The organism is Prauserella marina (genome assembly GCF_002240355.1).
Lineage (GTDB): Bacteria > Actinomycetota > Actinomycetes > Mycobacteriales > Pseudonocardiaceae > Prauserella_A > Prauserella_A marina.
In genome coordinates this window covers 1,850,846-1,863,510 of sequence record NZ_CP016353.1, presented here as the reverse complement: position 1 = coordinate 1,863,510, position 12,665 = coordinate 1,850,846, and the positions used below count along the sequence as shown (strand labels likewise).

General features: G+C 68.3%; 8 protein-coding genes and 1 tRNA gene. 3 read left to right on the top strand and 6 right to left on the bottom strand.

What is annotated here, in order from left to right; all coding sequences use genetic code 11:
- Nucleotides 1–61: 61 nt before the first annotated feature.
- The 5 genes from BAY61_RS08555 to BAY61_RS08535 form a co-directional block, all read right to left on the bottom strand.
- Nucleotides 62–2,884 carry an ATP-binding protein gene (locus BAY61_RS08555; protein WP_091794750.1) on the bottom strand — a complete coding sequence of 941 codons (2,823 nt, stop codon included), beginning with the start codon at nt 2,882–2,884 and terminating at the stop codon, nt 62–64.
- A 60-nt stretch (nt 2,885–2,944) separates the two neighbouring features.
- Nucleotides 2,945–4,621 (bottom strand): energy-dependent translational throttle protein EttA, encoded by a 1,677-nt coding sequence (gene ettA / locus BAY61_RS08550; RefSeq protein WP_091794747.1) that lies wholly within the window; start codon nt 4,619–4,621, stop codon nt 2,945–2,947.
- 138 nt (nt 4,622–4,759) lie between these two features.
- Complete coding sequence (locus BAY61_RS08545; RefSeq protein ID WP_091794744.1) at nt 4,760–5,224, bottom strand: single-stranded DNA-binding protein; 465 nt, start codon at nt 5,222–5,224, stop codon at nt 4,760–4,762.
- A 175-nt stretch (nt 5,225–5,399) separates the two neighbouring features.
- Nucleotides 5,400–7,331, bottom strand: coding sequence for a bifunctional copper resistance protein CopD/cytochrome c oxidase assembly protein (locus BAY61_RS08540; RefSeq protein ID WP_245866179.1), 1,932 nt, complete (start codon nt 7,329–7,331; stop codon nt 5,400–5,402).
- Nucleotides 7,332–7,455: 124 nt separating this feature from the next.
- Nucleotides 7,456–8,652, bottom strand: a complete 1,197-nt coding sequence (locus BAY61_RS08535) for an MFS transporter (protein ID WP_091794741.1) — start codon at nt 8,650–8,652, stop codon at nt 7,456–7,458.
- 91 nt (nt 8,653–8,743) lie between these two features.
- Between BAY61_RS08535 and BAY61_RS08530 the strand changes: the two genes are divergently transcribed.
- The 3 genes from BAY61_RS08530 to BAY61_RS08520 all read left to right on the top strand — a co-directional run bounded on the left by BAY61_RS08530 (nt 8,744) and on the right by BAY61_RS08520 (nt 10,785).
- On the top strand, nt 8,744–9,826 hold the full coding sequence (locus BAY61_RS08530) for a LacI family DNA-binding transcriptional regulator (RefSeq protein WP_091794738.1): 1,083 nt from the start codon (nt 8,744–8,746) through the stop codon (nt 9,824–9,826).
- Nucleotides 9,827–10,013: 187 nt separating this feature from the next.
- Nucleotides 10,014–10,418: a peptidase inhibitor family I36 protein gene (locus tag BAY61_RS08525; protein ID WP_091794736.1), complete on the top strand. Its 405-nt coding sequence runs from the start codon at nt 10,014–10,016 to the stop codon at nt 10,416–10,418.
- Between the two features lie 293 nt (nt 10,419–10,711).
- Nucleotides 10,712–10,785, top strand: a tRNA-Arg gene (locus tag BAY61_RS08520).
- Between the two features lie 671 nt (nt 10,786–11,456).
- Here BAY61_RS08520 and BAY61_RS08515 read toward each other — a convergent pair.
- A complete protein-coding gene (locus BAY61_RS08515; protein ID WP_091794733.1) occupies nt 11,457–12,650 on the bottom strand; it encodes a cytochrome P450 in 1,194 nt (397 codons plus the stop codon).
- Nucleotides 12,651–12,665: the final 15 nt, after the last annotated feature.

Below are 12,665 nucleotides of genomic sequence, written 5' to 3'. Positions count from 1 at the left end.
CACCACCATGTGCCGATCCAAGGTTTACCTTACTGTGACAGAGCAAGATGCCGGTTTCGGCTCATCGATCGTTGCGGTTGCGCCCGTTCACCGTGCGTGGTTCTTCCTTGTTGTCGTAGTCGGTTCCGAGTTGCTTCACCAAAGCGGAGGCACTCGACGAACCGGCCTGGTGCTCGGCAAGTGCGCGGGCGAGCAGTTCGGCAAGCCCCGCGTCGGGCGGCGGATCGTCGAGCGGGCGACCGGAAAGACCGTCGGCGAAACCACCGGAAATGCCATGACCTCCGCCGGTGAAATCAGGTGGGGGCACGGCGGGCGCTCCCTCGGCCGACGAGCCGCCGACGGGATAGCCGGAGTGACTACCGGACCTACCGGTGGTGTCGCCGCCGGTCGCGCCGAAGTCGTCCGTGCCGAGGTCTTCGAGTGGCGCCAGTGAAGGCGGCAGGCGAAGCCGCGGCAACCAGCCGTAGCCGTCGCCCAGCCCCTCCATATGGTGCTCAACGGCTCCGCCCTCCATCGAGGGCACCGGCGGTGCCTCGGCGCCGTTCGAGGACTCTACGGCCGGTTCAGCACGTCCCGCGCCGTTCCACGCCCGTGTCTCGATCGCGTCGATCGCGTTGTCAGACTGACGGTGCGGGTCGTGATGCTCGTGCCGGTCCTGGTGTTCCTGATGACCTGGCGTGCCGTACTCCGGTTCGCTTCCGCTCCACTCGCCTTCGCGCCGCGCGCCCTCCGCGGCCCTTCGCCGCCCGCCACCGGCGGAGCCCGCGGAAATCCCGAGCCGGTCGAGCACCGACTTCGCGGCCACGGAACCGTGTTCGGAATCATGCCGGGTGTTGCGCGCCGCGTCGTTGTCCTGCCACGAGTAGGGCGGTGGTTCCTCGAACCGGGGCCGGGGACCGTCCGGTGTCGCCGCCCCGCCCGTATTCGCCGATGACGACAAGGCAGACGAGACGGGCGGAGATGGCAAGGAAGGCGGGGAGGGCACTGCTACCTGTGCCGCGATGTGTTCTGTCCCAGGCGATCTGGCCGGTTCGGCCGTGACGGACGCCACGGCGTCGAACACCTCGGTTTCGGCCGCCGCCGGAGTGGATGCCCCACGTTGTCCGTTGACCGGCCGAGGGCCACGCGGCCACACGCTCTCGGTAGCCGCCGAAAACTCCGCCGCCGCGGTGTGCCCGGTTTCACCCTGCCGCTCGGTCGCTGGTTCGGGTGCGGGTGGTTCCGGGGCGACCCTGAGCATCGGAAGTACCACTCTGGGTCGTGAATGCCGCGATGCCGCCGGTTGCGCCTCGGCCGCTCCGGTGACCGCGGCACTGCCCTGCTCTTGCCTCGGCTCGGGGGTGACACTGGGCTCCGAAACCATCGAGTTCGGCTCGACCGGTTGTGCCGGGATCGAGGCAGGCTGGGCCGAGGCGGGGGCGGCACCCTGATCGCGCTCCTCTTCCTCACGGGCCCTGCGCCGTGCCCTCCGCCCTTGCGGTTCGTCGCCCGGCCGTCCGGCCGCCTCCTGCCCCCGCTGGGAGTCCTCCTGTTGTCCCGGCCGTGGCGGTACCGTTCGCGATTGTTGTCCCTGCGCGGGGATCGAAGGGGAACCCGTGAGCGCGGCCGCCGTTCGCACGGCGCCCTCCGCCGACCGGCGACCGCCGACCGGCTCCGTGGGCCGCGCCGCCGCGGCTGCCGGAATCGCTCCCGCAGCTGGAGCCGCCGGAGCTGACGAGACCGGAGCCGATGCGGCCGAGGCCACGATCTCAGCGAGATCGACCGGCGCCTGCTCCCCCGACCCGAACTCACCGGTCAGCGCGGCACATGCCTGGCTGCGGGCACGAGCGTGCACATGCTCCGCCGCGCGGGCCTTGTGCAGACACCGGATCGCCTCGGCCGGATCTCCCGTCCGCTCCTCGACGTGCGCCAGTTCCAGCCACAGCCGCCCGGCGAGCGCGTGCAGCCCGTGCCGTTCCGCGCTGTGCACGGCCTCCCGCAACAGGCGCGCGGCCTTGTCGGCCGCCCCGCCCGGCAGCAGCACCCGCAAAGCTATCGCCAACCGGAGCCAGCAGGCCGGTGCGGCCGTCGCTGCCCGCTCCGGCGTCGCGAACACGGGTTCGGCGATCTCCGCCGCTGTCTCAAGTTCACCACGGTCGAGCAGGGCACACACGAGTTCGAGGACCAGTCGAACCCTGGCGACCCCGCCGTCGACGGAAGGGTCCTCCAGCTGATCCAGAAACCCGATGCCCGTACGCGCGGAGTCCGCGGCGCCGACCAGATCACCGTGCCTGCGCCGGTGCGCGGAAACAGCGACCCTGATCAACGCTCTGGCCTGGAGCTTGCCGTCCTCGTCCAGCTCACCGTCAGCCGAGACGAGGCGGTCGCCCTCAAGCAGGACCCGGTCCAGTTCCGCACGACGGCCCAGCGTGCCGAGGCACCCGACGAGATGGCTCAGCGCGGTGGCCCGCTGTGTCGCCGACAGCCCTGCCACGGTCAGCACCGGCCGCAGCACGGCCAGACCGGTCAACGGCGTCCCCACACTGCGAGCGCACACGGCCAGGTCGGTGCGGAGCTGGGCGGCGATCGCCGCCTGCCCCGCATCCTCGGCCGCGCGCAAGGCGGCGACCGCCCTGCCCACGGTGCTCGCGCGATGGCCGAGCCGGACGCGGGCATGCACGACCACGCTTTCAGCCCTGATCCACAGCTCGTTGGAGCCCGCGGCCTCCGCGAGGGAGGCGGCCCGCTCCCCGAGCACCAATGCGAGCTCAGGTGCCCTCTGGCCGAACCGTTCCGCCTCTTCGACGAGTCGCCCGGCAGGGTCTTCGCTCCCGGCAACGCCACCGCCCGCGGCGGGACGACGGCCGTTGGCCGGGTTGCGGCTGGTGCGCTTACTGGCTACCACGGGGACTCCGCTCAGTGTTGGCTCCGGCGTGCTCGCTCAGTGCTGGCCTGTTGTCCTCGGTCAGTCGCGGGTGAGTTTCCGGTGCGTCACCCTATGCGGCCTCGCGGCCTCCGCGCCCATCCGCTCGATCTTGTTCTTCTCGTAGCCCTCGAAGTTGCCTTCGAACCAGAACCACTTCGCGGGATTCGCGTCGTCGCCCTCCCAAGCAAGGATGTGCGTCGCGACCCGGTCGAGGAACCAGCGATCGTGCGAGATGACCACGGCACAACCGGGGAACTGCTCCAGCGCGTTCTCCAGCGAGCCCAAGGTCTCGACGTCGAGGTCGTTCGTCGGCTCGTCCAGCAGGATCAGGTTGCCGCCGAGCTTCAGCGTCAACGCGAGATTGAGCCTGTTGCGCTCACCACCGGACAGCACACCCGCCGGTTTCTGCTGGTCGGGCCCCTTGAACCCGAAGGCACTCACGTAGGCGCGCGACGGCATCTCCGTCTGGCCGACATGAATGAAGTCGAGCCCGTCGGACACCACCTGCCACACCGTCTTGTCGGGGTCGATGCCCCCTCTCTGCTGGTCCACATAGGACAGCTTGACCGTTTCACCGATCTTGACCGTCCCGCTGTCCGGCTCCTCCAGCCCGACGATCGTCTTGAACAGCGTCGTCTTGCCGACACCGTTCGGGCCGATGACACCCACGATGCCGTTGCGAGGCAACGTGAACGAAAGGCCATCGATGAGCACCCGGTCCTCGAAGCCCTTGTTCAGGTTTCGTACCTCGACGACCACGTTGCCCAGCCGGGGCCCCGGCGGGATCTGGATCTCTTCGAAGTCGAGCTTCTTGGTCTTCTCGGCCTCCGCGGCCATCTCCTCGTACCGCTCAAGCCGGGAACGGGACTTCGTCTGCCTCGCCTTGGCGTTGGAGCGCACCCAGTCCAGCTCGTTCTGAAGCCGCTTGGCCAGCTTGGCGTCCTTCTTGCCCTGGACCGCGAGCCGTTCGCGCTTCTTCTCCAGATAGGTCGAGTAGTTGCCCTCGTACCCGACGACCCTGCCCCGGTCGAGTTCCATGATCCACTGGGCGACGTTGTCGAGGAAGTACCTGTCGTGGGTGACCGCGAGGACCGCGCCGGGGTAGCTGGCGAGGAACTGCTCAAGCCACAGCACACTCTCCGCGTCGAGATGGTTGGTTGGCTCGTCCAGCAGCAACAGGTCCGGCTTCGACAGCAGCAGTTTGCACAGCGCGACCCTGCGCCGCTCACCACCCGAGAGATGGGTCACCTGCTCGTCGCCCGGCGGGCAGCGCAGCGCGTCCATCGCCTGTTCGAGCTGCGAGTCGAGCTCCCACGCGTCGGCGTGGTCGAGATCCTCCTGGAGCTTGCCCATCTCTTCCATGAGCGCGTCGCTGTAGTCGGTGGCGAGCTGCTCCGCGATCTCGTTGAAGCGATCGAGCTTCACCTTGATCTCGCCAAGGCCCTCCTCGACGTTGCCACGCACGGTCTTTTCCTCGTTCAGCGGAGGCTCCTGTTGCAGGATGCCGACGCTCGCGCCTGGCTGGAGGAACGCTTCCCCGTTGCTCGGCTGGTCGAGCCCCGCCATGATCTTGAGGACGGTTGACTTTCCAGCACCGTTCGGTCCGACCACGCCGATCTTGGCGCCTGGATAGAACGCGGTGCTGACATCGTCGAGGATGACCTTGTCCCCGACAGTCTTGCGCACCTTCTTCATGGTGTAGATGAACTCGGCCATATTGCGATCGTAGAGCTGTCCGCGTCGCTACCCGACAGCGGTCACCGTCCCGCCACCGACGGTAGAGCGAACCTCCGCCGGGTGACGGCTTCGATCCGGTGCGCTTTCCCCTGTCGGCCACCCATGGGACTTCGAGGATCAGCCGAACCCTGCCACGGCGTGTGGCGCCCGCGGTCCGGTCCCAGCACCAACGGGCGCGGCTCGCGCGTCCGCCGCGCCGTCCGGTAGTGCGCCCTTGCGCCCGAACCGCCTCACCGATGCCGTACACCAGGAAAGATTGGGGCCGATGGCGGTGGCCTCCAGTTCCGGTATCGAGCGCTGTTGTCCTTCCGCCTCGAACCGGTTGGTGGAAAGGCGGCCGGTGACGATGACGGGGTCACCTTTGGCCAGCGAAGCCCCCACGGTCGCGGCCATTCGCCGCCAGCAGGTCACCTTCAGCGAGAGCTGCCTGCCGTCGCACCACCGGCCTTCGTCCTTGTCGAACCGGCGCTCGTTACTGCGCAACCAGAAACTGAGCACGTCGTCCCCTCCCGAGGTCGTCCGCCTTGCCAGTTCGCTGCTCACGTTGCCGACAACCGTCACCGTCGTCTCTCCGATCGCCATGGGGCCGCACCTTTCGCCGTCACGTTCCTGGTCGTTCTCCAGGCTGCTCCCCGATTTCGCGGCGCGGAAGGGGGTCTCCGGCAATCTGTGGACAACCGACCCACTGTGGACAACCACACGGAAAACGCGTGGCGGCACCGGAAACTGTCGGAACCTCGTGCTACGAGCGCGGCGCTCAGGACCTGCGCTCTCCTTGATCGGCGAGCCGCTTGAGCATTTCGTTGTACGCGGCGAGATCCTGGTCTCCGGTGACGGCCTCGCGCCGGTCCCTGCGTTTGGCCTCTCGCTCGTCGGCGCGCGCCCACTGCACCAGCAACGCCACCATCACCAGCAACACCGGGATCTCGCCCGCGGCCCACGCGATGCCACCACCGAGTCGCTGATCGATGAGCAGATCGCCGACCCACGGCAGGTTCAGACCGCGATAGAAGCTCTCACCGAGCACGGTCTGCATGTTCATCAACGTCACGCCGAAGAAGGCGTGGAACGGCATCGACGCGAAGATCAACCCGAGCTTGCCCAGCGGCGGCAACCGTCTCGGCGCGGGATCGACTCCGATCACCGGCCAGTAGAAGACGTAACCGGCGAGCAGGAAATGCGCGTTCATCGCCAGATGCGCCCAGTGGTAGTTCAGCGCGGAGTCGAACAGCCCCGAGTAGTACAACCCGTAGAAGGAGCCGACGAAGAGGAACAGCGCGACGATGGGGTTGGTCAGCACCCTCGTCACCGGGGAGTGAACGAAGGCGAGGATCCATTCCCGTGGCCCCGGCGGCGCGTCCTTCCCCGCCGTCGGCAGGGCACGCAATGCCAGCGTCACGGGACCACCGAGCGCGAACAGCACCGGCGCGACCATGGACAGCAGCATGTGGTTGCCCATGTGCATGCTGAACATCGCGGGGGCGTAGCGGCCGATGCCCGACGAGGTGGCGATGAGCAACACGGCACATCCGGCCAGCCAGGCGATCGTGCGCCCGACCGGCCACGCGTCGCCCCGCTTGCGCAACCTGCGGACACCGAGCAGGTAGACGACGGCGAGCACGATCGCGGCCGTTCCGAAGATCAGGTCGAACCGCCAGTCGGTCAGCATCCGCAATGCCGTCGGCGGACCGTCGAGGGTGTAGCCGAGCAACAGTTCCGTCGTCGATGGCTGCGCCGCGATCTCCTGCGGGGGCGGCGTCCGCGACAACGCGGTGGCGAGGCCGATCGTCGCGAACATGATGAGCGCCTCGACGGCCGCGAGCCGCACGAGCTGCCCGCCCCCAGCGCCTTCCTTGAGGCCGCGCACGCTGCGCTGACGCTGCTGATGCCCGAAGACCCCGAGCACGGCCAGCGCGATGATCTTGCCGATGACCAGCAGGCCGTAGTCGGTGGTGAGCAGCTCACCTGGGCTGACCCGGACCACCGCGTTGACGACACCGGAGACGGCCATCACGATCCAGCAGACCAGTGCCAGCTTCGAGAACCTCTCGGCGGCCAGCGAAAGGTGGGCGCCCCGGCGCCTGGCGTGGGCGAGCAGCGCGATCAGCCCACCCACCCACAGCGCGGCACCGATCAGGTGGTAAAGCAGGCTGTTGGTGGCCATGTCGTGCGACCCGCCGCTCGCGGAGTGTCCCGTGACGGCGATGGGCACCAGCCCCGCGATCGACACGAAGAACAACACGACGGTCCAGCCCCACGACAGGACCAGCTTGCAGCCGAGCGCCAGCAGCAACGCGACGGCCGCGGTCAGCAACCAGGCTTTGGGCTGCTCGATGGCCTCGATGAAGTTGACGAGCACTTCCGGCGAGAACACCTCGGTCACCGGTCGCCCCGCGCCATCGGCCGCGCTGAAGAACACCGACGCGAGCGCGAAGACGAACCAGGCCCAGGCCGCGATCCCGGCCGTGCGCAGTCCCGCGTACCCGTCCGCGGCCAGCGTGCCCGACTTCTGCGGAGGCACCAGGAACGCGGCGAGCAGCAGCGAGCCGATGCACACGGCGGCTGCAGCGTCGGCGCCGACCCTGACCACGGTGATGCCGTAGCGGGTGACGTTGCCGGGGTCGGTGAGACCCGCGATCGCGTAACCGATCCCTCCGGTCAGCGCGACCAGACCGACCGCGACCACCATCGCGAAGAGCACGCCCACCCCGAGCAGCGGGCCCACGCCAGCCCTGCGACGCGGGGCGGTGTCGGGGACGGAACCGGTCTCGGTGGGCACGGTACGAGGGTAGGACGAGCGGTTCCGTGGCCGGTCAGCGGAGGGCGCCCAGCCGTTCGCGGGCGGCTCGCTCCTTCGCGGCGAGCCGGGTAGCTCCCACGGCCGCCGGCGCGATGACAGCGGCGACGACCCCGGCGACCACGAACGACACCGACAGTGACGTGAGGTGCGCGATGCCACCGATCACGGGTGGACCAGCGAGGAAACCGGTGTAGGCGATGGCGGTGACGAAAGCCACCTCACGCTCGCCGCCACTGTTGTCGGCTCGTTTCCCCGCCTCTCCGGCGAGACCCAGTGCCACCGGGAAGCACGCGGCCAGCCCGCCACCGGCGAGCGCGAAACCGGCGTAGCTCACCGCGGGCACCGCGACGATCGCGGCGACGGTGAGCCCCACCGCGGCGAGCGCGGCGCCCGTGGCGAGCACTCTCGCCGGGCCGAATCTGGTCTGCAACCACGATCCGCCCAGCCGTGCGAAGGCCATGGCGAGCGCGAACCCCGCGTAGGCGAGCGCCGCGGCTCCCTCACCGGCTCCCTGCTCGCTGGTCAGCAGTAGCGCCGACCAGTCGGAGCTCGTCCCCTCGGCGATGGCCGAGCACAGCGCGACGAGCGCGAGCAACCACAGCGCGGGCCGCTTGACCAGCGCCGGGCCCGATGCCTTTCGCGGCCCCGCGACCCGCGCGGCACGCGGCGACAGGCCGGGCACCCTGAGCGCGACGGCGGCGAGCATGACGAGTCCCGCGGCCGCCGCGACGGTCAGATGCCGCAGCGGGCTCGCGCCAAGCGTCGCGGCCAGCGCCGCACCTCCCGATCCCGCGAGCGCGCCGAAGCTGAACCACGCGTGGAACAACGGCATCGTCGGCTTGTTCCGCGCGCGTTCCACCGCGACACCGGCGATGTTCATGGACACGTCGAGTGCTCCCGACGAGGCGCCGAGCCCGACGAGCGCGACGGCGAGCCACGGCACGCTCTGCGCGCCGCCGATCGCGGGCAGCACCGCGCAGATGGCGACGCCGGAGACGATCACGACGGCACGCGGCCCGAACCGTTCGACGAGCCGCCCTGAGACGGTCGCGGCCGAGAGCATCCCGATGCTGGCGCCGAGCAGGGCGAGGCCAAGCGCGCCCGGCCCCGCCCCGATCTGTTCGCTGAGCGCCGGCGTGCGCGGCGCCCACGAGCCGAGCGTTGCACCGTTGAGCGCGAAGACGACGATCACCGAGAGCCGCTGCGACACCTGGGTCCACCTTTCGCAGGAAATCCTTTCCACAGCATGTCTTAAGCGCTTAAGAACAAGCAAGCTGACCTGGCCGTTCTAGACTGCGCGGGTGAGTGGCAGGCGACGCAAGCAACCGACCCTCGACGACGTCGCGCAGGCGGTCGGAGTGTCGAGTGCCACGGTGTCCAACGCGTACAACAGGCCGGATCAGCTTTCGGCGGCACTGCGCGAGGAGGTCATGCGCGCGGCGAAGCGACTCGGCTACCCCGGCCCTCACCCCGTGGCCCGAAGCCTTGCCACCAGACGCGCGGGTGCCATCGCGTTCATGCTGGACACAGGTTTGTCGGCGGCCTTCTCCGATCCCGCGCTGTCCATCACGCTCGACGCGCTCGCGGCCGAGGTCGACAGCGAAGGCCACGCGCTCTTGCTGCTGCCGGGCGGCTCGGACGGCGGCCCGAAGGCGGAACGAGTTCTTGCCGCACAGGCCGACCTTGCCGTGGCGTATTCACTCGCCGACGACGCACCCGCTTTACGCGCCGTGCGCGAAAGGGGACTCCCGCTCGTGATCATCGACCAGCCGGTGGTCGCGGGCGCCGCGCGGGTGGGCATCGACGACAGGGGTGGAGCCGCCGCGGCCGCGCGGCACCTGCTCGATCTCGGGCACCGGGGCTTCGGCATCCTCGCCGCGCAATGTCTTTCCCAGCCACGCGGCGGGCCGATGCGCGTCGAGCAGGCGATGCGCACCCGGTTTGGCGACAACCGCGACCGGCTCGCCGGTTACGTCGAAACCCTTGCCGCCGCCGGAGTGCGGGCCCAAGACGTTCCGGTGTGGGAAACCTCGGGCTTGTCCCGCGACCAGGCGGTGGAAGCAGCGGCACGGTTGCTCGGCGCCGACCCGGCGCCGACGGCGTTGCTGTGCATGTCGGACGAACTCGCGATCGGCGCCATGACCGCGGCGAGACAGCGAGGACTCGACGTTCCCCGCGACCTCTCGGTGGTCGGATTCGACGACGCACCGCCCGCCCGGTGGAGCGAACCCGCGCTCACCACCGTCCGCCAGGACCTGGTGGCGAAAGGGCGGACGGCGGGAGAGCTGAGTCTGCGCTTGCTCGCGGGGCGAAAACCGCCCCCTCCCGTGACCCTTCCGGTGGAGCTCGTGGTCCGCGAGTCGTCAGGAACCGCCCCCAGATAACACCGACGCCAATTCCTCACAAGCCCTTCGCTGACAATGTGGACAACTCCCACCCGGTCGAGTGTGAAACGCCGAGTTATCCACAAAATGAAAAACACCACTGACAATCCACCCCACTTCTCGTCATCGTGGAGTCATCACATTTCGCGGCCACGGATCAGCCGCACAGACTGGGGAGTTGTTCACGATGGCACGATTCTTTTCACATTCCCGTTCGCGTGCTCTGCGCGCCGCGACCCTGACGGCACTCGCCTTTCTCGGCGGCGCGGGGTCCACACACGCGAGCACTCCTTCCGCCAGAACCCCTCCCCCTGAGTTCGCGTGCGCCCAGGGGGAGTTCTGCGGCTGGTCGGGCGAGTTCTACGGAGGCAGGCTGGCCAGGCTCGATCTCCGCAACACCAATCCCGAGGAATGCGTGACACTACCCAAAGAACTCGAAGCACATTCATTCGCGAATCGAATAGACCGACATGTCACGGTCTATCAAGATTCGGCGTGCGCCACCGAAGGTGACTTCACGACATATCCGGGCCCAGGCACGTTCGTTCCGCAGGCGCCTTTCGTCGTGAGGGCGGTACAGATCTGGGATTGACGGCCGCCATGGCGGCGACGTGCGGAGCACGATCACCGCACAACCGAGACCGGGCGCACCCACGCCACGCCCACGACTGGGGAACACGTGGGCTGGAGACGCGCCCGCAGGGGGCCGTAATCCCGGCAGCGGCCCCGCCGTGGGTGCGCTGTTCGACGACAGAGCAGCGCACCCACGGTCACCAAGCCGGGTGAGGAGTGAAACGATTCCCTGGTGTCGAACGATCAGGATGTTAGTGATGGCTAAGCTGGCGGACATGCGGCGCGTGACCCCAGTGGGTCAGCACTGGGTGGGCCCTCGTAGCTCAGCTGGATAGAGCAAGAGCCTTCTAATCTCTAGGTCGCAGGTTCGAGTCCTGCCGGGGGCACAACACTCCTGGTCACGCAAGTGACCAGGAGTGTGCGCACGATCGTTCCCACGCTTGTGGGCCGCGTGGAGCAAGAGATTGCCAAGCGCGACACCCACACGTTCGCCCACAGCACCGCTCTCCGCGTACTCGCCCTGGGTGTACTCACGCGATCGTGGCCGAGGTAGTCCGCAATCTGCCGAGCATCGTCAAGAACTCCGGCGATGTAGTGACAGCAGGCATGCCGCGTATCCCTTCGAAGGGAGTGCCTTTCACCACATGACGTACGCACTTCCTTGTGTTATCTGGATCACGCAACGCACCGCAGGCCCACGGCCCCATACTCCGTGATGCTGATCACCGTTTCATGGAATCACATCGTGGCTCGTCAAAGGCCACCAAAGTGGCCCAGTCCAATGCAAGAAGTTCACCGAGCGGCATCACATGCCTGCGAACGTGTCCCGGACGTCCTCAGTTCCAAGGATTCCAGTCACGGCGGCGCGGGCCGTGCTTGTCCCGCACCGTCGATAACGCGTGGTTCACAATGGACACCGTGGCTTCTCGGAAGCACAGCTGCCCGGGCTGCTCGCTACGGATCGCACGGTCTGAGCGGTTGCGTATTCCTTGCCGTATCTGGCTTTGCGGTCGTGTTGGACGCTTGGTGGTCCGACCGAACGATCCACGCCGTCCACTCACCACGTGACGGGCAACGCGTGCACACCGTAGACGACGCTGAACGCCCGGAAATCCAGTGACTCGTAGGGCTCGGCCAAGGCAAGTGCGGGAAACCGGCGCAGCAGCGCCAGAAACGCGATACGCATTTCCATCCTCGCCAGCGGCGCACCGAGGCAGTGGTGCACGCCATGACCCAAGGCAACGTGCCGGGTCGCCGGCCTGGCGAGCTTCAGACGGTCGGGGTCGTCGGCGACGGTGTGGTCGCGGTTGGCCGCCACCAGCGAGGGCAGCACCAGCGAACCAGCCGGAATGGTGTGACCGGCCAGTTCGACGTCGACGACGGTCTTGCGCGGGGGCATCCAGTGCACCACCGACAGCCAGCGCAGCAACTCCTCGACGGCGGAGTCGATCAGGTCCGGATCGTCACGCAGCGCCGCGAACTCGCCGGGGTGGCGCAGCAAGGCCAGAGTTCCGAGACCGAGCATGTTCGAGGTTGTCTCGTGGCCCGCGAGCAGCAGCAGTTCGGCGATACCGATCAGTTCATCGGTATCGAGGTCGTCGCCGTGATCGCGGACGAGCATCCCGAGCAGGTTGTCGCCGGGGTCGGCTTGCGCGCCCGCGACAAGGTCGGCCATGTAGGCCCGGCCCTCCCGCTGTACGACAATTCTGGTCTCCAGCGACAGCGAGGTGTCCAGCAGCCGCATGGCGCGGTCCTGGAACTCGGCGCGGTCGGCGAAGGGCACGCCGAGCAGCTCGCAGATCACCAGCGACGGCACCGGCAACGCGAAGTGCGCCACCAGGTCCGCCGGTGGGCCCGCGGCTTCGAGATCGTCGAGCGCCGCCTCGACGATCTCGGTGATCCTCGGCTCCAGCTCGCGTATCCGGCGCATCGTGAATTCCGGGGCCAGCATCCGCCGCAGGCGCGTGTGCTCCGGCGGGTCGAAGCTGATCAGTTGCCCGGCACTCATCCTGGCCGCTTCCTGCTTGTCGCTCATCTCGGCACCGGGAATCACGCTTGCCGCGCTGCTGAACCGCTCGGTGTCGGACAGCACCTCACGGACGTCCTGGTGACGGCAGACCAGATACACGGACTGGCCGGTCGGGGTCGTGATCGCGAGCACCCCCTCGTCGTCGCGTGCCCTGCCCAAATCGCCGACGGGGTCGAGGCCGTCACGACGCATCGACAGTGGAAGGTTCGGTGCTTGCGTCATCGTTGCATCCGTTCT

Excerpts from the sequence above, each read along its gene's own strand:
- ettA (WP_091794747.1), bottom strand. The coding sequence starts at position 4,621 with ATGGCCGAGTTCATCTACACCATGAAGAAGGTGCGCAAGACTGTCGGG.
- BAY61_RS08545 (WP_091794744.1), bottom strand. The coding sequence starts at position 5,224 with ATGGCGATCGGAGAGACGACGGTGACGGTTGTCGGCAACGTGAGCAGC.
- BAY61_RS08525 (WP_091794736.1), top strand. The coding sequence starts at position 10,014 with ATGGCACGATTCTTTTCACATTCCCGTTCGCGTGCTCTGCGCGCCGCG.
- BAY61_RS08540 (WP_245866179.1), bottom strand. The coding sequence starts at position 7,331 with ATGGTGGTCGCGGTCGGTCTGGTCGCGCTGACCGGAGGGATCGGTTAC.
- BAY61_RS08515 (WP_091794733.1), bottom strand. The coding sequence starts at position 12,650 with ATGACGCAAGCACCGAACCTTCCACTGTCGATGCGTCGTGACGGCCTC.